The following is a 20,783-nucleotide window of genomic DNA, read 5'->3' on the forward strand; positions in this document are numbered from 1 at the left end:
ATCTTAATGGATAAACAATCAGCACAAGAGAGAGCTCATGCGCTTCATGAGTTATTAAACACATATAATTATGAATACTATATACTTGATCAACCAAGCGTTTCAGATGCAGAATATGATCGGCTTATTCAGGAACTTTCAAAACTTGAGGAAGAGTACCCAGAACTGAAAACGCCAGATTCACCAACACAGAGAGTAGGCGGTGGTGTGCTTGAGTCTTTTCAAAAGGTTGAGCACAGAACACCAATGCTTAGCCTTGGAAATGCCTTCAATGACCAAGACTTACGTGATTTTGACCGCAGAGTAAGACAAGCTGTTGGTGGTGATGTTCAATATGTTGTGGAATTGAAGATTGACGGCTTGGCCGTTTCTCTTCGCTATGAAAATGGGCTGTTCATTCAAGGAGCAACACGAGGAGATGGAACAACAGGTGAGGATATTACAGAAAACTTAAAAACAGTTCGATCTATCCCACTAAGACTTAAAACAGATGTTTCTCTTGAGGCTCGTGGAGAAGTATTTATGCCAAAGGCTTCCTTTGAACGATTAAATGAGCTCCGTTTACAGCTTGAAGAGGAGCCGTTTGCGAATCCGAGAAATGCAGCTGCTGGATCTATCCGACAGCTTGATCCTAAAATTGCTGCGAAAAGAAATTTGGACATCTTTGTTTATAGCATTGCGGACTTAGGTGGAACAGGTATTGACAGACATAGCGAAGCGTTAGATTTTCTAGAAAAAGAAGGGTTTAAAACAAATAAAGAGCGAAGAAAATGTGAAAGCATTGATGAAGTTATCACTCTTATTGAAAACCTTCAAGAAAAAAGAGCATCTTTACCTTATGATATTGATGGTATTGTGATAAAGGTGGACTCTCTAGCGCAGCAAGATGAATTAGGATTCACAGCAAAAAGTCCTCGTTGGGCTGTTGCTTATAAGTTTCCTGCAGAAGAAGTCACAACGAAGCTGTTAGATATTGAATTGAGTGTAGGAAGAACAGGTGTGATCACACCAACTGCTATTTTAGAACCTGTCCGAGTTGCGGGCACAACGGTTCAACGTGCTTCTCTTCATAACGAGGATTTGATTAGAGAAAAAGATATCAAAATTGGTGATACAGTTGTTGTGAAAAAAGCAGGTGATATTATTCCTGAGGTTGTTAATGTGTTAGTAGAACAACGTACCGGAGAAGAACAAACTTTTACTATGCCAACGAATTGTCCTGCTTGTGAAAGTGAGCTTGTTCGAATTGAAGGAGAAGTTGCTCTACGTTGCATTAACCCGCAATGTCCAGCTCAAATCCAAGAAGGCCTAATTCACTTTGTTTCTAGAAATGCGATGAATATTGACGGTCTTGGAGAACGTGTTGTTGCTCAGCTGTTCCAAGAAGGGTTAATTAAAGATGTTGCTGATTTATACCGTCTAACAAGAGAACAATTACTTGAGCTTGAAAGAATGGGTGAAAAATCAACAGACAACTTATTACATGCGATTGAACAATCGAAGGAGAATTCTCTTGAACGACTGCTTTTTGGGTTAGGAATTCGTCATGTTGGGGCGAAAGCAGCTAAAACTTTAGCGCAGCAATATGAGACAATTGAAAATCTTCAACAAACGACTTTGGAAGAATTAGTAGCCATAAATGAAATTGGTGAAAAAATGGCAGATGCCATTACAACATACTTCCAAAATCCTGATGTGCAGCATCTTATTAGTGAGCTTCAGTCACTAGGTGTTAATACAGCCTATAAAGGACCAAAGCTAGTGAAGCCGAGGATAGTGACTCATATTTTGCTGGAAAAACAATTGTCCTAACAGGGAAGCTAGAGCAATTATCAAGAAATGAAGCAAAAGAAAGAATTGAAGCCTTAGGTGGTAAAGTTACAGGAAGTGTTAGTAAAAGCACTGATCTTGTCATTGCAGGCGAAGCAGCAGGAAGCAAGCTCAAGAAAGCAGAAGATTTAAAGATAGAAGTATGGGATGAAAACAGACTAGTAGAAGAATTAGATAACGAGAGTCAGTCATCATAACAAACAGTCCTAACGAAATGTATAAAATAAGAGGTGTGGACTTAAATTGAAAAAGAAACTATTTATGGTGTTAACAAGCATGTTTCTATTAACTGCCTGTGCACCTAACTTTGGAGAGCAAGAGGAAATCGTGCAGGAAACAGAGGATGAATCAAAGGAAAAAGCGATCATCCCTAAATATAATATTTCAGATTCGTACTACAAAATGATACTGCCTTTCAAGTCAGGGGAAGCGAGAGGACTAGTTTCACAGCAGTTAAACACACGCTTGGATATAGATGAATTTGAAACGGGATTAATGAGAGTAGCGCAGGATACATTCCCAACTGAAAAGGAATATCTATACCAAGAGGGACAGTATTTAAAAGGTGATGTAATAAACAGCTGGTTAAAAAGAAAGCTAACCGGAAAAGCACTAGAAGAAGCACAAGCTGCAGCCAAAGAAGATGAAAAAGAATATGTGGAGCTTGGCTTAAACCCAGCACTTCCTGAGGGAAATGACAATCTGGAACAAAAAAATAAAGAAAACCCAATTTATTTAGCTCATATGCTTGAGCATAACTACTTAATTCGTAATGATGATACAGTTGAATTAGGAGGTGTTGTGATCGGATTAGCGATGAATTCTGTTTACTATTTTAAACAAGAAGACGGATATGCTAGAGAGCACAAAATAAGTAGAGAAGAAATTCTATCTAAAGGAAACGAAATAGCGCAGGAAGTTATTAATCGAGTGAGAAAAACAAAAGGATTAGAAAATGTTCCAATTGTGTTTGCTTTATATGAACAAGAAGAAAAATCCTCGATTGTACCTGGTAACTTTGTTGCTAAAAACGTCGTAAAACAAGGTAGTAATTCTTTAGCGAAATGGGAAGAAATAGATGAAGAATACTACTTTTTCCCATCAACAGAGGGAACGAAAGCTTACCGTGATGATGCGCAAATGTTTAATCGATTTAAACAGGATATTGAAGAGTTTTTCCCTAATTACACTGGGGTTATCGGAAAAGCTTTCTATAAAAATGGGGAGTTAAACTACCTGGATATTGAAATTCCAATGCAATTTTATGGAAAAGCCGAGGTTGTTGCTTTTACTCAATTTGTTACAGGAAAGGTCATGGATTACTTCCCAGATTACATTTCTCTTGAAGTGAATATCATGTCCAACTCTGGACAAGAAGCTCTTGTTCTAAAAGAACCAAATCAGGAAACTCCAACAGTTCATATATATAAATAAAAAAACAAGCTAAGATTCGTTCTTAGCTTGTTTTTTTCTGCTTAACATTAGATTTGAGGTATTAATCATTTCTATATATTTGGCTGCATACGAATGAAGCATGAATGGTTAAAGACATGGAAATGTTTTTAACTATTCTTTTTTGGTCTAAGAGATTTCAAATATTTCCCCTAGGAGGCGAAGGAATATGGTAGTACCTTACAAGCACGAACCGTTTACTGATTTTTCTGTGGAAGAAAATAAACAGGCGCTAGAGGAAGGCCTTAATGTTGTTCAATCTTATTTGAATCATGATTATGATTTAGTGATTGGTGGAAAGCGCTATTCTACAAACGATAAGATCGTTTCAGTGAATCCGGCCAATAAGCAAGAAGTAATAGGTACCGTCTCAAAGGCAACGAGGGAACATGCAGAGAAAGCGATGCAAATTGCGGATCAAACATTTAACACATGGCGTAAAACAAAGCCTGAAATGAGAGCGGATATTTTATTTCGTGCAGCAGCTATTGTTCGCAGACGTAAGCATGAGTTTTCCGCATTATTAATAAAAGAAGTAGGAAAACCATGGAATGAAGCGGATGCTGATACAGCTGAAGCCATTGATTTTATGGAATATTACGGACGGCAAATGCTAGATTTAAAAGATGGTATTTCTGTAGAAAGTCGCCCAATTGAATACAACCGATTTAATTACATACCACTTGGTGTTGGTATCGTGATTTCACCATGGAATTTTGCCTTTGCTATTATGGCAGGAATGACAGCAGCAGCTCTTGTTTCTGGTAACACAGTATTATTGAAGCCTGCAAGTACAACACCTGTTGTTGCAGCAAAGTTTATTGAGGTTCTAGAGGAAGCTGGTTTACCTGCTGGTGTTGTTAACTATGTACCTGGAAGTGGTTCAGAAGTTGGTGACTATTTAGTGGATCATCCTTGTACTAGATTCATTAGCTTTACAGGCTCTAGAGATGTAGGTGTGAGAATTTATGAACGAGCGGCCAAAGTACATGAAGGGCAGAAATGGCTCAAGCGTGTGATCGCCGAGATGGGTGGTAAAGATACAATAGTTGTTGATCAGTCAGCTGATTTAGAATTGGCTGCACAATCCATTGTGGCATCTGCATTTGGCTTTTCCGGACAAAAATGTTCTGCATGTTCTCGTGCAGTCATTCTTGAAGATGTATACCAACCTGTATTAGATCGAGTGATTGAACTAACTAAAAATCTATCAGTAGGCGAAACAAAAGATCGTTCCGTGTATATGGGACCTGTTATTGATCAAGCAGCCTACGATAAGATAATGAGTTATATTGAGATTGGAAAAGAAGAAGGACGTTTAGTAGCCGGAGGAAAAGGTGATGATTCAAAGGGCTATTTCATTGAGCCGACAGTGTTTGCCGACGTAGATGAAAATGCGCGGCTTATGAAGGAAGAAATCTTTGGCCCTGTTGTTGCTTTCTGTAAGGCTAAGGATTTTGATCATGCCCTTGAAATTGCTAATAACACTGATTATGGTCTTACAGGTGCAGTGCTTACAAATAATCGAGAGCACATTGAAAAGGCGCGAGAAGATTTTCATGTTGGCAATCTTTATTTTAACCGTGGCTGTACAGGAGCCATTGTTGGTTATCAACCGTTCGGTGGATTTAATATGTCTGGAACAGATTCTAAAGCAGGTGGACCAGATTATTTACTTCTTCATATGCAAGCAAAAACAACTTCTGAAATGTTATAAAAACAAAGGGGCTCGTCCACTTCTACTGGACGCCCCTTGTTATTTTCTATATTATTATCCATTCCAATAAAGTCGTTCTTCTCGGCTCTCTTGTTGGGGATAGAGTTCATATTCCTCAGTCTCATCTTTTTGCTCTTTAGCCTGTGGCTGTAATTCTTTGTTGGTCGTTCTTGTTTCTTCTATAGGGGCTAGTCTTTGTGTTGAAAGAGTTCTAATAAGTTCAGAGGTAAGCTCACTACGCTTTTGGTACTCAATAATAAACGCAGCAAGGGCAATAATGATCCCGCCACCAACTAAACAAGTTAAATATGGTCCAAGGGAGCCGATCAATTGTAACAGCATAAATTGAACAGAGCCACCGTACATCTCTCTTTCTTCCTCTACAGCTTTAAATGCCATGGATACATGATTTATGATGCCGCCTGCTCCAAGCAGGATTAATAACCCACCAAAGCCAATTAAAAATTTTTTCAATGCTATCACTCCTGACGGAAATTATCCTTGTCCAATTTTATCACGAATGGAGAGTTTCCTCCAGAAATTCAAAAAAGTCCCATTTAGAAATAAGAAAAAAATGAAAAAATTTCTTCTATAAATCTAACTAAATTAGAAATAGGATAGACAATTCTCATCAAAAATCATGTGCAAAACCTCGAGTTTTGCGAACTTAATTTTATAAATTTTTATGAATAGATATAATCTATAGTAGGATATTTTGCCTATTTGATACGTTTTTGTGAATATTTATTCATTTTCCATTTTTGTTACAATCGGAAAATTTGTTCGGTTTGTCAAACTATGTTACGATATTATACGAGTTTTGCGTTTGGTTGTCCTATTAAACTATTTTATTCATTCATCATGAAATTGCATAAGCCTGCATAAGGATTTGGTGATAGCTCATTTAGGAGGTGAAGCATTCATGGAACATGCATTATCTGGAGCAACGTGGTTTTGGTTATTTGTCCCAATGTTAGCATTAGTGGCACTATCAATCATTACAAACTTTACTGAAAGGGAGTGAGGAATTAGTGGAAACAGGTGTTTTAGTAACATTTATTATTTATTTAGTTGGTATGTTAGGAATCGGGATCGCTGCGTACAAAATGACTAGTGATCTGTCAGACTATGTTTTAGGTGGAAGACGACTTGGACCTGGTGTTGCTGCGCTTAGTGCCGGTGCATCGGATATGAGTAGTTGGTTACTACTAGGTTTACCTGGTGCAGTGTATGCATCTGGTGGTATGAATCAAATTTGGATTGCAGTAGGTTTAGCAATTGGTGCCTATTTAAACTGGCAATTCGTTGCGAAACGTCTTCGTTCGTATACAGAAGTTGCGAATGACTCAATTACGATTCCAGATTTCTTTGAAAATCGTTTTAAAGATGGCTCTAAGCTATTACGTGTTATTTCTGCATTAGTTATTTTGTTATTCTTTACGTTCTATACTTCATCAGGCATGGTTGGGGGAGCGAAGTTGTTTGAAGCTTCATTCGGCCTATCATATACACAAGCACTTTGGATTGGTGCAATTGTTATCATTTCTTACACATTCCTTGGAGGTTTCTTAGCAGTAAGTTGGACTGATTTTATTCAAGGAATTCTAATGTTCTTAGCATTAATTATTGTTCCAATTGTTGCAGTTAACAAACTAGGTGGCTGGGGTGAAACAGTAAACTCAGTTGGTGAAATTGATCCAATTTATCTTGATGCATTTTCTGGTATGTCAGCATTAGCGATTATTTCTTTACTTGCATGGGGATTAGGATACTTTGGTCAGCCTCATATCTTAACTCGTTTTATGGCATTACGTTCTAAAAAAGATGTACCAAAAGCACGTATGATCGGTACAGTTTGGATGGTATTTGCTTTATTCGGAGCAATCTTCACAGGATTTGCTGGTATTGCTTACTTTGCAGATGCACCAATTGCAGATGGAGAGCAAGTATTCATCATGTTCACACAAGTTCTATTTGATCCTTGGGTATCTGGTATTCTATTAGCTGCGATCTTAGCTGCTATTATGAGTACAATTGATTCACAGCTATTAGTATCATCAAGTGCTGTAGCAGAGGATTTCTATAAAGCTATTTTAAGAAAAGAAGCTTCTGAAAAAGAACTAGTATGGGTTGGTCGTATCTCAGTTGCGGCTATTGCATTGATTGCTATTTTACTAGCTTCAAATCCAGACAGCTCTGTATTAGATTTAGTAAGTTATGCTTGGGCAGGATTTGGCGCTGCATTTGGTCCTGTAATCATTCTCTCCCTTTTCTGGAAACGAATGAATCGTTGGGGAGCATTGGCTGGAATGATCGTAGGAGCAGTTACAGTTGTAGTATGGAAACAATTAACGACTTCAGGGGCTATTTCATTTAGTCTTTATGAAATCGTACCAGGTTTCATCTTAGCATGGATTGCTGTCCTAATTGTCAGCTTAGCGACAGGAGCTCCTTCTAAAGATATTGAAGAAGAGTTCGAACAAGCAAAAGCATAAATTTTTTGAAAAAGTAGGGGCCTCAGTCAGGCTCCTACTTTTTGTTATTGTTTAATAGGGGCAAATTCCTCAATTCTTCATAAGATATAGTAATGATGATTTGAGGAGGGGTGTGCCATGAGGAATAATGATCCGATGAGGATGATCAATGAGTTTTTTCAAAGTCGTCCAAAGCGTACACTTTTAGATTCCATTGATGATGCGTTTCGTAAAACAGCATCAACAGCATGTTTTTCAGTTGATGTAAAAGAAACATCTGAACACTTCAACATTCTTGCTGAATTACCTGGTGTGCCAAAGGAAGATATTAATGTAGAAATCCGGGGTGACGATGTGGTAATTGAAGTAAAAGAACAAAGTCACCAAGACAGGAACGTCGGTGGAGTTCAGAGTGTATCATTGCCTCATTATGTATTGAGACGAAATATGAAGGCTAGTTATAAACATGGCTTGCTGAAGATTCAGCTAGATAAAAAGAAGCCGAAGAAGATTGAGATTGAATAATTGAGGAGCCGCTAGTATGGTGCTAGCGGTTTGTTTGTGACGTGGCGACTTTGTCGAAAAACTATTATATATAGGAATTTGACTAATAAAAGTAATAAAACAGCAAATAAAACTCTTAAGAAACGTCAAATAAAACATTTAAAGAAACAGCAAATAAATCGTATAAATTGGCAAATAAAAATACGGGGAGACAACTTTGCCCCAACTGTGGTTGCTTTTCTCTACAATTGTTGATTAAATATATGTTCATTTGGTATCATCAGAGTATTGTGATTGTACGATTTTGTGGAGGTGAGAGGAAAGATGTCTAGAATTTCGACAGATCAAGTAAAGCACGTTGCGAATTTAGCACGTTTAGCCATTACTGAAGATGATGCAGAGCTTTTTGCCAAGCAATTAGATGCCATTATTACGTTTGCTGAGCAGTTAAACGAAGTAGATACAGAAAATGTGAAACCAACATCACATGTGTTAGACATGAAAAATGTGATGAGAGAAGATGTTCCGAAAAAAGGTTTAGACAATGAGGAAGTTGTTAAAAATGCGCCAGATCATGAAGATGGATATATTCGTGTACCATCTATCTTAGAATAAGGGAGGGACAAGCATGGCACTTTTTGATCACAAAATATCAGAATTAAAAGAACTTTTACATAAAAAAGATATTACTGTTTCTGATTTAGTTGACGAATCTTATAAACGAATTCAAGAAGTTGACGATAAAGTTGGTGCGTTTCTTGCGCTAAATGAAGATCAAGCACGTACATATGCGAAAGAGTTAGATGAAGCATTAAATAGCCGAAATGAGTTCGGGTTATTATTTGGTATGCCGATTGGTGTAAAAGATAATATCGTTACGAAAGGCCTACGTACAACATGTGCAAGTAAAATCTTAGAAAACTTTGATCCTATTTATGATGCAACAGTTGTTAAGCATCTTCAAAATGCTGAAGCTGTTACAATTGGTAAATTAAATATGGACGAGTTTGCAATGGGCTCTTCAACAGAAAACTCTAGTATAAAGCCAACACGAAATCCATGGAATCTTGAAACTGTTCCAGGCGGATCAAGTGGTGGTTCTGCGGCGGCGGTTGCAGCAGGGGAAGTTCCGTTTTCATTAGGATCTGATACAGGTGGTTCCATTCGTCAACCTGCAGCATTTTGTGGGGTTGTTGGCTTAAAACCTACATATGGACGTGTGTCTCGTTTTGGGTTAGTAGCATTTGCGTCATCACTAGACCAAATTGGACCTGTAACACGTTCTGTTGAAGACAACGCATTCCTTTTACAAGCCATCTCTGGAGTTGATGAAATGGACTCCACATCAGCAAATGTTGAAGTACCAGATTTTCTTTCATCTTTAACAGGTGATGTAAAAGGCTTAAAAATCGCTGTACCGAAAGAATATCTAGGTGAAGGTGTAAATGAAGAAGTAAAGCAGTCTGTTCTTGATGCTCTAAAAGTATTAGAAGGACTTGGTGCAACATGGGAAGAGGTATCGTTACCACATTCTAAATATGCACTTGCGACTTATTATTTATTATCTTCATCAGAAGCATCTGCCAACTTAGCTCGTTTTGATGGTGTTCGTTATGGTCATCGTTCAGATAATGCAGAGAACTTAATTGAATTATATAAGCAAAGCCGTGCAGAAGGCTTCGGTAATGAAGTAAAGCGTCGTATTATGCTTGGGACATATGCATTAAGCTCTGGTTACTATGATGCTTATTATAAAAAGGCACAAAAAGTTCGTACATTAATTAAAAAAGACTTTGAAGATGTGTTTGAAAAATATGATGTAATTATTGGACCTACTACTCCAACACCTGCGTTTAAAATTGGTGAAAACGTCAAAGATCCAATGACAATGTATGCAAACGATATTTTAACCATACCAGTTAACTTAGCAGGTGTGCCAGGAATCTCTGTTCCATGTGGCTTATCAAACGGATTACCACTTGGATTACAAATTATCGGAAAGCATTTTGATGAAAGCACAGTTTACCGCGTTGCACATGCATTTGAGCAAGCAACAGATCATCATAAAGCAAAACCTGAACTGTAAGGGGTGAGAAAATAATGGATTATGAAACGGTCATAGGACTTGAAGTTCACGTTGAGTTAAAAACAGATTCAAAAATCTTTTCAAGTGCACCTAACCACTTTGGTGCAGAACCAAATACAAATACGACAGTGGTCGAGCTAGGATACCCTGGTGTTTTACCTGTTTTAAATAAAAAAGTGGTTGATTTTGCAATGAAGGCTTGTATGGCTTTAAATTGTGAGGTTGCGACTGAAACAAAATTTGATCGTAAAAACTACTTTTATCCAGATAATCCAAAAGCTTATCAAATCTCTCAATTTGATAAACCGATCGGTGAAAACGGCTGGATTGATATTGAAGTAAATGGTGAAACAAAACGTATCGGGATTACTCGTATTCATATGGAAGAAGATGCTGGTAAATTGATTCACTCAAACGATGGTTATTCTTTGGTTGACTTAAACCGTCAAGGAACACCACTTATTGAGATCGTATCTGAGCCAGATATCCGTACACCAGAGGAAGCATATGCTTATTTAGAGAAGCTAAAAGCAATCATCCAGTATACGGAGGTTTCTGATTGTAAAATGGAGGAAGGCTCACTTCGTTGTGATGCAAACATTTCTCTTCGTCCTGTTGGACAAGAAGAATTCGGAACAAAAACGGAGCTTAAAAACCTAAACTCCTTTGCGTTCGTTCAAAAAGGATTAGAATATGAAGAAAAGCGTCAAGAAAAGGTTCTTCGTTCAGGTGGTGTGATTGAACAAGAAACACGCCGTTATGATGAAGCAACAAAGAAAACAATCTTAATGCGTGTAAAAGAAGGTTCTGATGATTACCGTTACTTCCCAGAACCAGATCTTGTTGAGCTTTACATCGATGATGAGTGGAAGGAAAGAATTCGTGCTTCTATTCCTGAGCTTCCAGATGCACGTCGTAAACGTTATATTGATGAGCTGGGATTACCTGAATATGATGCTCAAGTATTAACGATGACAAAAGAAATGTCTGATTTCTTTGAAGCAACATTAGCCGTTGGTGCTGAAGCAAAACAAGCTTCAAACTGGGTAATGGGTGAAGTATCTGCTTATCTAAATGCTGAAGGAAAAGAGCTAAACGATGTAGCTCTCACACCAGAAGGTTTAGCTGGGATGATTAAACTCATTGAAAATGGAACAATTTCTTCAAAAATTGCGAAACAAGTTTTCAAAGAGCTAATCGAAAACGGTGGAGATCCAGAGCAGATTGTAAAAGATAAAGGCTTAGTACAAATTTCTGATGATGAAACTCTACGTAAATTTGTAAACGAAGCTATCGATGCAAACCCACAATCTGTTGATGACTTCAAAAACGGTAAACAAAAAGCCATTGGTTTCTTAGTTGGGCAAATTATGAAAGCAACTAAGGGGCAAGCAAACCCACCAATGGTAAACAAACTGTTAATGGAAGAAATTCAAAAGAGATAAGAAATAAGAGAGATCTACAACAAAGTAGATCTCTCTTTTAATTGGTATCATCATGAAATAAGTGGTGAAGAAGTCTTTCTTTATTCGTGAAAAATTGCTTCATTATTGAATAATGGTGGGTGTTTTCAAGTGTTGTCTCATGGATTCCTTCTTCTGTTAATTCAAGAATCTTTGCGGAAGGATAGGCCATAATCAACGGTGAATGGGTAGCAATAATAAATTGAGAGTGATCTTTGACGAGCTCATCAATTCTTGTGATCATAGATAGCTGACGCAATGGGGAAAGAGCTGCTTCTGGTTCATCCAACAAATAAATGCCTTGTCCGCGAAATCGATTCATAAAGGTAGCGAAAAAAGATTCGCCATGTGATTGCTCGTGAAGGGATACACCACCAAAGGAATCAATAATATGAGGAGCATCACCTTCTCTATCCATTTCTTCAATACTTGAAGCCACGTTATAAAAGCTTTCAGCACGAAGGAAGAAGCTATCTTTAGGTTTGACAGTCCCTTTAATTAGCTTAAGGTAGTGATCTAGTTCAGAGTGAGAATCATAGGTAGAAAAGTTAAAGTTAAGCGAACCACCCTCAGCATTAAACCCAATTGCAAGGGCAATAGCTTCTAATAGAGTAGATTTACCCATTCCATTTTCTCCAACTAAAAAAGTAACATGAGGATGAAGCTCTAACTCATCAAGAGATTTCACGCTAGGAAGGTTAAATGGATACTTTCTAAATGAAGGAACTTCCTCTCTTTTTAGTTGGATTCGACGTATATATTGATCATTTAATCCATCCATAGATTTCCCTTCTTTCCGGCTTTAATTGCTTTATATTGTAACAAGTTTACAATGATTTAGCATGAAAAACTTTACTTTTTATATAAAACATGGTGATAATGGTAGTTGGGTTATCATGTTTCGATAGCTTGGAAATGGGAGACAATGATAACAGAACATAATCATAATGAATATAAATTATATAAATATCGATACATTTCTTTGAAAATAGGATGATGTGTGAATGAAAAGAGCAAGAATTATTTATAACCCTACCTCAGGGAGAGAGTTGTTTAAAAAACATTTGCCAGAGGTGCTACAAAAATTTGAACAAGCTGGCTATGAAACCTCTTGTCATGCAACAACAGGTGAAGGTGACGCGATACAAGCGGCAAAGGCAGCATCTGAGCGAGGCTTTGACTTAATTGTTGCAGCAGGTGGAGATGGCACAATCAACGAGGTTGTGAATGGGATCGCTGAATTGGAAGAGCGCCCACAGCTTGCTGTTATTCCAGTAGGAACAACAAATGACTTTGCAAGGGCGATTGGTATTCCATTAAATAATGTCATTGCAGCGGTAGATGTGATCTTAGAAGGTGAACCGAAGAAGATTGATATTGGAAAGGTTAATGACCATTACTTTATCAATATTGCCGGTGGAGGTCGTCTTACTGAGCTAACATACGAGGTTCCGAGTAAGCTGAAAACAATGGTAGGGCAGCTGGCTTATTATTTAAAAGGAATGGAAATGTTGCCATCCATACGTCCTGCTGAGGTAGAGATTGAGTATGATGGAAAGCTTTTTCAAGGTGAAATCATGTTATTTCTTGTTTCACTAACAAACTCAGTTGGTGGCTTTGAGAAGCTTGCACCTGATTCAAAATTAGATGATGGGATGTTTGACCTTCTTATTTTGAAAAAGGCTAATCTAGCGGAGTTCATCCGAATTGCAAGCCTAGCGCTAAGAGGCGACCATATAAACGATGAACATATTATCTACACAAAGGCAAATCGGGTGAAGGTAGTAAACAAAGATAAAATGCAGTTGAATTTAGATGGTGAATACGGTGGCATGCTACCGGGTGAATTCGTCAACATGTATCAGCATATTGATGTTATCATGTCGGCTGAAAAAGTAAGACAAATGGAAGAATAGGAACTTGGCAGAGCGCAATAGCCAAGTTTTTTTTATTGAAATTGTTATGGTAAAATGAATGAAATAATTTGTACGAAAAGGAAGAACAACATGGCGAAAATTCAAGCACCTGTAATGAAAAATGAATATTACGAAGTGACCTTTGAAGACTTAACGCATGAAGGTGCGGGTGTTGCAAAGGTTGAAGGCTTTCCAATCTTTGTTGAAAATGCACTGCCGGATGAACGAGCAAAAATAAAAGTAATCAAAGTAAACAAAGGCTTCGCGATCGGACGATTAATTGAGCTCCAAGAACAAAGTGAAAAACGAATTGATGCACCTTGCCCAATCTATTCTCAATGCGGGGGCTCGCCAGCTTCAGCATCTTAGCTATGAGGGACAGCTTGATTTTAAACGAAAACAAGTAGAACAGGTCCTTGCTAGAATAGGCAAATTAGATGTAAACAAAGTAAACGTACATCCGACTCTAGGCATGGAGAATCCTTGGAATTATCGAAACAAAGCTCAGGTTCCAGTAGGTGAACGTGAGGGTGGTCTAGTCGCTGGTTTTTATCAAAAAAGAAGCCATGACATCATTGATATGGAAAGATGCCTTATTCAGCAAGCTGAGAACGATGACGTTGTTCAAGCGGTGAAAACCATTTGTGAAAGATATGGAATTCGTGCTTATAACGAAGAAAAGCACAAAGGCTGGCTTCGTCATATTATGGTTCGTTATGGACTTGTGACAAAAGAAATCATGGTTGTATTTGTAACAAGAACGGCTGACTTTCCACATAAAAATGAGGTTATCACTGAAATAACAAATCAACTACCACAAGTGAAGTCGATTGTGCAAAATATTAATAACAAAAAAACAAATGTCATCTTTGGCGATGAAACAAATGTTCTTTGGGGAGAAGAGTATATTTACGATAAAATTGGCGACGTAAAGTTCGCAATATCTGCACGCTCTTTTTATCAAGTAAACCCAGAGCAAACAAAGGTGCTATATGAAAAAGCACTGGAATACGCTGAATTAACCGGTGAAGAATCTGTGATCGATGCTTACTGCGGAATTGGGACGATTTCATTGTTTCTTGCCCAAAAAGCAAAGAATGTTTTTGGTGTGGAAATTGTACCTGAAGCAATAGAGGATGCAAAGCGAAATGCAGAGCTGAATGGCATTGCTAATGCAGAGTTTGCGGTTGGTGAAGCGGAGGTTGTTATTCCAGAATGGTACAAGCAGGGTAATCAGGCAGACGTGATTGTAGTAGACCCTCCGCGCAAGGGCGTGATGAAGCATTATTGAAGACAATCTTGGATATGAAGCCGAAGAAGGTTGTTTATGTTTCATGTAATCCTGGAACGCTTGCAAGGGATTTGCAGGTGTTGGAGTTAGGTGGATATAAGACGGTTGAGGTACAGCCGGTGGATATGTTTCCGCATACGACGCATGTGGAGTGTGTGACGCAACTTGTTTTGAATATGTAAACCAATAATAACCTGTGCGACATAACAAGCGATAGAAATATCAAAACAAAGTTCTAATTTGCTTGTGGAAGATGTGTGGATATAAGCAGGAAGAAAAGAAAGAACAAAGAGGGTGGGAATAAGAATCCCATCCTTTTTGCCCGATTGAAAATAAGTGGAAAAAGCCTGATAGAAGCTTGGCCCTATCAATGCTTGAATAAAAGTGTGAGGGGTTCCTAAAAAGCCCAAAAGCCTGAAAAAGAGTGAGAAAAAAGGAAGAAAAGCAAGAAGTAGCACGACATTATTTTGATGGGGCGGCAAATCGGTAATGTATAACCGGAGTGCCGTCTTCTCTTATATCAATTCGATTGATTAGTACCAAAGGGATAAAACATTTTTCCATTAGAAGTTTGCAATACTAAGTATTACGGTTACCTTGATATCATCATTTTAAAATCAGTTTATTATTTAAATTGAATCAAATTCAATCAAGTGTTTTCCGGCGCTCACCAGATATAAAGGTAATGCATAGATATTAGTCGAAATTGCTCCGAAAATTATAGCTAGAACCCAAAATGCAATTTTAGAACCTAAATCTAAATCTGTAAAGCTCATCGCAATTGCAGAAAAAAATAAAAATGCAGTAATAATATACATTAACCAACCGGCAACTGATGTAATTACTATTATACCTTGACCTAAGATTATTAATAAAATACCAACAATTTTAAGTGGGATATTTATTATTGTTTTCATATCATGTTCATCCTTTTAGAAAGTTTAGCTTTCTGCTAGAACTGCCAGATTCAATAAATTATCATTGACCGGTAACAAATAGCAGAATACTGAAAATATTTACTCGGAAATTATTCATTGATTTAATAGCACACACAACTTGATAAAAATTATTAATTTGGTATAAAAATCTTTGTAAATATTCTTGAACTACTTCACAGTATATCATTTGTCCAGATGTTAAGAATGGGACTAACATCTTATTTTATGTATAAATATGTAATATTTGTTAATTATTTCATAAGATGACCAAAGAGTAATTGAATATAGAAACTAAGGCAACACCTCACTGTTTTTCCCTTATTATGGATAACTTTACAGGCGGCATGATGTAATCCTGCCTGCATGCAACGTTCTTCTTTGAAATGTAACTAAAAGTGATGATTTAATAAGTTGTCAATAAAATGTTATTTTCATTAGATTTGTCTCATCCTCATCAACGGGTCTTTACGGATATGAACGATACATTCCTCTTTCGATATATGGTAAACAATATTTCCAGGTTCTACATTGAAAAATTCTTAGATAGCAAAGAGTTTATTATCATAAAAAGTAGGTGATAGATTGGATTATATAATGAATATGGTGGAATCTATTAGAAGTAAAAAAGTGAAAGTAATAGAAATACCTAAGTGGGGAGTATATTTAAGAAAGCAGTGGGAAGAAAGCTTTGCCAATCATCTCAGTAATAAGGAAAAGGAATCTATTTATCTTTATGACGAAGATGGCCTTTGTGGTTACTTATGGCATTTATTTAGTTATGAAAGAAGGAAATGCTTAAAGGAGGAACAGGCTGATATAGCGTTTAATAAAGAGATGAAAAAGTCTTGTTATGTTTTTTATCAGCATTTAGATGATGCTTTTATCCTTGAGAATGCTACATTTATTACAGCTGAAGACTTTGTAAATGAAGAGGATATTTACGTAGTAGATAAAGAGTTTAGTTGGACTTATGTAAAAACTCATGAAACAGGATGGTGCGGTCCATATTTCAGTAAAAAAGACAAAGCTCAATAGATTCCATTAGTAGGCAATTATGATGACAGTGCTTTAGAAATTCGGGATGTTAACACCAAACTTTGATAAAAGGAAATTAACATAAACAACTAAAACCTAGCGGATAGACTAAATAATAAAGAAGCAAAAATTAACAAGTCAAATCAATTTGATAAAAAGTACCCAAGCATGGTATAAGTGTTAAAGGAGCAGAACCATTTGCTTTTTTAATTTTGGGATAAGAGGTTAATCAAACATCCCATTATGAGAGGATTTGAGTTTAAGATGACCGACAATTTTTGGCGTGACTTACCACGACCATTTTTTATATTAGCACCAATGGAAGAAGTGACAGATGTTGTTTTTCGTCATGTAGTGAGTGAAGCAGCAAGGCCGGATGTGTTTTTTACCGAGTTTACGAATTCGGAGAGTTATTGTCACCCAGAGGGGAAAAAAGTGTTCGTGGGCGTTTGACTTTTACAGAGGATGAACAACCGATTGTAGCCCATATATGGGGGGACAAGCCTGAGTACTTTAGGCAAATGAGTATTGGTATGGCGGAACTTGGATTTAAGGGAATCGATATCAATATGGGTTGTCCAGTACCTAATGTGACACAGCACGGAAAGGGAAGTGGCCTGATTCGTCGTCCAGATGTTGCAGCAGAATTAATACAAGCTGCAAAAGCAGGGGGATTGCCTGTAAGTGTAAAGACAAGGCTTGGATTCTCGGAATTAGACGAATGGCGCGAATGGCTGACACATATTTTAAAACAAGATATTGCCAATCTTTCCATTCATCTGCGTACAAGAGACGAAATGAGCAAAGTACCTGCTCATTGGGAACTAATCCCGGAAATTAAGAAGCTTCGTGATGAGGTGGCTCCAGATACACTCTTGACGATTAATGGAGATATCACAGACTATCAAACTGGCTTAAAGCTTGCTCAGGAATATGGTATTGATGGTGTTATGATTGGACGAGGTATATTCCATAATCCATTTGCCTTCGAGAAAGAACCGAGAGAACATAGTAGTGAGGAATTGCTGGATCTCTTAAGGTTGCATATGGATCTTCATGATAAATATTCAGGTTTAGAGCTTCGTCCGTTCACGGCTCTTCATCGCTTTTTTAAGATCTATGTTAAAGGGTTTCGAGGGGCAAGTGAGTTAAGAAATAGATTAATGAATACGAAATCAACAGATGAAGTGCGTGCATTGCTTGAAAGCTTTGAATCACAAAATTTTGATGGAGTGAAAGAGCAGTAGAGCTAGCGCAATTAAGGTAAAGCGTAGTTAAATGATCAATCAGTCTATAAGAAAAAATTATGCAAAATGCGTCAATAATTCAAATATTGCCTAACAACGGAATCATGTGTTAATTGATTCCGTTGTTTATTTTGTCAGACATTCTTACCTTTATTGATGCTTCAATTGGATAATGTATTAAATTTCATAGATGAAAAGTTTAGAGAGAAAAAAAGATTAACATATCTACTAGTGATGATAAACCTTTCTTACAATACTTAATTTTAATATATATAGCTGTTTACTAATATCCCAAGAGAAAACATTTATGAGATTATAGTTCAATAAGAAAAGATAAAGGCTTTTGCTATTAGGACTTGGCGGTAAGCCTAAGTTTTTTTATAACAATTTAAAAAATAGATCATCTAACTACCAGAAAATCACTTTTGTAGTTTGTTCAGTAGAATTAATAATTCACGAGGTAAGTAGTTTTTGTAATATGCTTGTAATGTTATATAAGAAAAATGAAAACAAGAATTACGAAAAAAAATTCTATTTTCATTAAAAATATATATTGAATATTGGAAATTGATAGGATAATATCTTTAAGGTAAGCGCTTAACTAAAATTTTGTGAACTTGTATTGGAGGTGTGAAGATGAGAAAAGTCCGATGGGGAATTCTGAGTGCAGCAAATATTGCCTATGATGAATTAGTCCCAGCACTACGACGATCAGATAAGGCAGAATTAGTTGCAGTAGCCTCGAAAAGTAAAGGCAAGACAGAGCGATTCAAAGCACCAGTTACATATAGAAGATATGAACAATTATTAGAAGATAAGAATATCGACGCAGTATATATTCCACTACCAAACTCACTTCATGCTGAATGGTATTGTTAAGGCGATGCAGCATGGAAAGCATGTACTACTTGAAAAACCAGCAGCGCTATCTGAATTTGAAATGCAAGCTATGAAACAAGCATCGGAAGATAATAGTGTCGTGTTCATGGAAGCCTTTATGTACCAATTTCATAGTCAGCATGCCCGCGCAAAGGAATTGCTTTCGTCTGGGATCATTGGAGAATTCCGCCATGTAAAATCTCATTTCTCGTGGATGCTTGAGAATTCCGGAGATATTCGCCTAAATAGTGAACTGGGTGGTGGTGCAATGCGTGATGTGGGGTGTTATGGTTTGCATGCAGTCACTCAAATTGTTGGTTTTAAAGCCTGTGAAATTTCAATGAGTGGAAAAGTACCTGAGGAATATGGCGTTGATACAACCTCCACTTGTGTGATGATCGATGATCAAAAGAGAACGGCGGAAGTATCTGCTTCAATGGAACTTCCATTTACAAATCGATATGAAATCTTTGGACCTAAAGGAGTGATCACGGTTGACTCTTCTTTTCGACCAGATGTATCTGTTGATCAATTTGGGAAAATTACGGTAAAAGATCATGGTGGGAATATCATTCTTTTTGAAAGATGGAAGGATGATCAATATTTAAATCAGGTCGAACATTTTCATAATTGCATTCTTGAGAAGAAACAGCCTGATTACAATGCAGAAAACTCAATTCAGCTTGCACGTTACCTTGAAAAAGCCTACCAATCGTTGCAAAACAATTCTATGAAGATAAAAATCGATCAAAAGGAGAAGGATGCATAATGACTAAAAAGGTCCTTACAGCTGTTTTTGGACTTGGGAGACTAGGATATTGGCATGCTTTAAATGTTGCTAAAAGCCGAAATGCAGAACTTGTTTCTATCTGTGATGTCAACCTTGAATCGGCACAAAAGGTAGCAGCAGATCTAGAAGTACCTAAATTTACGACTAATCCTGATGAGATCTTCCAGGATGACACTATTGAAGCGGTGGTTATTGCGTCTCCAACAAATACACATTTTGACTTGTTAAAAAGAGCATCAGAAACAGGAAAGGCGATTTTTGTTGAAAAGCCGCTTACTATTGATTTGAAAGAGTCGCTTGAAATTAAATCAATCATGGAACAAAACCAAACCATTTGCCAAGTAGGGTTTATGCGACGATTTGACCCTGCGTATGATGCTGCCAAAAAAAGAATCGCGGCGGGTGATATTGGAGAACCGATATATTTCCGTGGGATATCGCGTGACCCAGTTGCTCCACACGAATCGTTTGTTAAACATAGTGGTGGATTATTTATCGACGTTTCGATTCATGATTTTGATATTGCGCGGTATTTAATGAATTCAGAGATACAAAATGTAAGCGCTAACGGAAAGGTGCTAAAATACCCATTTATGGAGAAATACAATGATGTTGATCAAGCCCTAACTTATATTGAGTTTACTTCAGGTGCAGCTGGAGATGTAGAGGCAAGCCGGAATGCTTATTATGGCTATGACATTCGAGCAGAAGTGATTGGGAGAGAAGGGTCCATCTTTATTGGAAACCTTCGTCAGCATGATATCCAGATTTTAACCAAAGCAGGCAATACACATGATATCCTGCCAGATTTCCCAACTAGATTTACTGATGCCTACACACTTGAATTAGAGGACTTTTTTAAAGTGGTTTTAGAAAAAGCAGTTCCGCGTGTGACGGTTGAAGATGGGGTAAAGGCATTAGAGATTGCTTATGCAGCTAGGGAATCTTATCATTCAGGCAATAAAGTGGAAGTTTAAGGGGTAACTATTGGTTAAGTTGTGATAATTAATTGATGTTTTTATAATGTTTTTTTCAAAAGAAGATAAAAAAAGTTCAAAAAAGTGTTGATGTGTTGGTACTAAATGGATATAATCAAAATAAGAAAACGCTTACTTCGCCTATATAGAGGCAGTTAAGGAAAGGGGTCTGTCCATGGTAGCT

At 37.2% G+C, this 20,783-nt stretch carries 15 protein-coding genes and 3 pseudogenes; 15 read left to right on the forward strand and 3 right to left on the reverse strand.

Annotation, left to right across the window (positions count from 1 at the left end; genetic code table 11):
* Nucleotides 1-6 precede the first annotated feature (6 nt).
* The 3 genes and pseudogenes from ligA to pruA all read left to right on the forward strand — a co-directional run bounded on the left by ligA (nucleotide 7) and on the right by pruA (nucleotide 4,999).
* Nucleotides 7-2,027: pseudogene (gene ligA / locus MVE64_RS15185) on the forward strand (NAD-dependent DNA ligase LigA).
* 46 nt (nucleotides 2,028-2,073) lie between these two features.
* Nucleotides 2,074-3,264, forward strand: a complete 1,191-nt coding sequence (locus MVE64_RS15190; protein ID WP_247339248.1) for a CamS family sex pheromone protein — start codon at nucleotides 2,074-2,076, stop codon at nucleotides 3,262-3,264.
* Between the two features lie 187 nt (nucleotides 3,265-3,451).
* Nucleotides 3,452-4,999: an L-glutamate gamma-semialdehyde dehydrogenase gene (gene pruA / locus MVE64_RS15195; protein ID WP_247339250.1), complete on the forward strand. Its 1,548-nt coding sequence runs from the start codon at nucleotides 3,452-3,454 to the stop codon at nucleotides 4,997-4,999.
* Between the two features lie 54 nt (nucleotides 5,000-5,053).
* Here the strand turns inward: pruA and MVE64_RS15200 are convergent, their stop codons facing one another.
* The gene (locus MVE64_RS15200; RefSeq protein ID WP_247339252.1) at nucleotides 5,054-5,473 is read right to left on the reverse strand and encodes a hypothetical protein; all 420 of its coding nucleotides are present in this window, start codon (nucleotides 5,471-5,473) and stop codon (nucleotides 5,054-5,056) included.
* A 557-nt stretch (nucleotides 5,474-6,030) separates the two neighbouring features.
* Between MVE64_RS15200 and putP the strand changes: the two genes are divergently transcribed.
* The 5 genes from putP (at nucleotide 6,031) to gatB (ending at nucleotide 11,508) form a co-directional block, all read left to right on the forward strand.
* Nucleotides 6,031-7,494 (forward strand): sodium/proline symporter PutP, encoded by a 1,464-nt coding sequence (putP, locus tag MVE64_RS15205; RefSeq protein WP_247339253.1) that lies wholly within the window; start codon nucleotides 6,031-6,033, stop codon nucleotides 7,492-7,494.
* A 117-nt stretch (nucleotides 7,495-7,611) separates the two neighbouring features.
* Complete coding sequence (locus MVE64_RS15210) at nucleotides 7,612-7,998, forward strand: Hsp20/alpha crystallin family protein (RefSeq protein WP_247339254.1); 387 nt, start codon at nucleotides 7,612-7,614, stop codon at nucleotides 7,996-7,998.
* 303 nt (nucleotides 7,999-8,301) lie between these two features.
* Complete coding sequence (gatC, locus tag MVE64_RS15215; protein ID WP_098797692.1) at nucleotides 8,302-8,592, forward strand: Asp-tRNA(Asn)/Glu-tRNA(Gln) amidotransferase subunit GatC; 291 nt, start codon at nucleotides 8,302-8,304, stop codon at nucleotides 8,590-8,592.
* A 13-nt stretch (nucleotides 8,593-8,605) separates the two neighbouring features.
* On the forward strand, nucleotides 8,606-10,063 hold the full coding sequence (gene gatA, locus MVE64_RS15220) for an Asp-tRNA(Asn)/Glu-tRNA(Gln) amidotransferase subunit GatA (protein WP_247339256.1): 1,458 nt from the start codon (nucleotides 8,606-8,608) through the stop codon (nucleotides 10,061-10,063).
* 14 nt (nucleotides 10,064-10,077) lie between these two features.
* Nucleotides 10,078-11,508 (forward strand): Asp-tRNA(Asn)/Glu-tRNA(Gln) amidotransferase subunit GatB, encoded by a 1,431-nt coding sequence (gene gatB, locus MVE64_RS15225; protein ID WP_247339258.1) that lies wholly within the window; start codon nucleotides 10,078-10,080, stop codon nucleotides 11,506-11,508.
* Nucleotides 11,509-11,545: 37 nt separating this feature from the next.
* Here the strand turns inward: gatB and MVE64_RS15230 are convergent, their stop codons facing one another.
* Nucleotides 11,546-12,307 carry an AAA family ATPase gene (locus MVE64_RS15230; RefSeq protein ID WP_247339260.1) on the reverse strand — a complete coding sequence of 254 codons (762 nt, stop codon included), beginning with the start codon at nucleotides 12,305-12,307 and terminating at the stop codon, nucleotides 11,546-11,548.
* 223 nt (nucleotides 12,308-12,530) lie between these two features.
* Between MVE64_RS15230 and MVE64_RS15235 the strand changes: the two genes are divergently transcribed.
* On the forward strand, nucleotides 12,531-13,442 hold the full coding sequence (locus tag MVE64_RS15235; RefSeq protein ID WP_098797688.1) for a diacylglycerol kinase: 912 nt from the start codon (nucleotides 12,531-12,533) through the stop codon (nucleotides 13,440-13,442).
* 90 nt (nucleotides 13,443-13,532) lie between these two features.
* Nucleotides 13,533-14,915, forward strand: a pseudogene (gene rlmD, locus MVE64_RS15245) (23S rRNA (uracil(1939)-C(5))-methyltransferase RlmD).
* A gap of 447 nt (nucleotides 14,916-15,362) precedes the next feature.
* Here the strand turns inward: rlmD and MVE64_RS15250 are convergent.
* Complete coding sequence (locus tag MVE64_RS15250; RefSeq protein ID WP_247339263.1) at nucleotides 15,363-15,650, reverse strand: hypothetical protein; 288 nt, start codon at nucleotides 15,648-15,650, stop codon at nucleotides 15,363-15,365.
* A 615-nt stretch (nucleotides 15,651-16,265) separates the two neighbouring features.
* Here MVE64_RS15250 and MVE64_RS15255 point away from each other — a divergent pair.
* The 5 genes and pseudogenes from MVE64_RS15255 (at nucleotide 16,266) to iolG (ending at nucleotide 20,599) form a co-directional block, all read left to right on the forward strand.
* Nucleotides 16,266-16,706, forward strand: a complete 441-nt coding sequence (locus MVE64_RS15255) for a DUF4275 family protein (RefSeq protein WP_247347082.1) — start codon at nucleotides 16,266-16,268, stop codon at nucleotides 16,704-16,706.
* Nucleotides 16,707-16,949: 243 nt separating this feature from the next.
* Nucleotides 16,950-17,953, forward strand: a pseudogene (locus MVE64_RS15260) (tRNA dihydrouridine synthase).
* Nucleotides 17,954-18,589: 636 nt separating this feature from the next.
* Nucleotides 18,590-18,832, forward strand: a complete 243-nt coding sequence (locus MVE64_RS15265) for a Gfo/Idh/MocA family protein (RefSeq protein WP_247339264.1) — start codon at nucleotides 18,590-18,592, stop codon at nucleotides 18,830-18,832.
* Nucleotides 18,813-19,601, forward strand: a complete 789-nt coding sequence (locus MVE64_RS15270; protein WP_247339266.1) for a Gfo/Idh/MocA family protein — start codon at nucleotides 18,813-18,815, stop codon at nucleotides 19,599-19,601. Before MVE64_RS15265 ends, MVE64_RS15270 begins: the two co-directional genes overlap by 20 nt.
* The gene (gene iolG, locus MVE64_RS15275; RefSeq protein WP_247339268.1) at nucleotides 19,601-20,599 is read left to right on the forward strand and encodes an inositol 2-dehydrogenase; all 999 of its coding nucleotides are present in this window, start codon (nucleotides 19,601-19,603) and stop codon (nucleotides 20,597-20,599) included. Before MVE64_RS15270 ends, iolG begins: the two co-directional genes overlap by 1 nt.
* Nucleotides 20,600-20,783: the final 184 nt, after the last annotated feature.

Source organism: Metabacillus endolithicus (assembly GCF_023078335.1).
GTDB lineage: Bacteria > Bacillota > Bacilli > Bacillales > Bacillaceae > Metabacillus > Metabacillus endolithicus.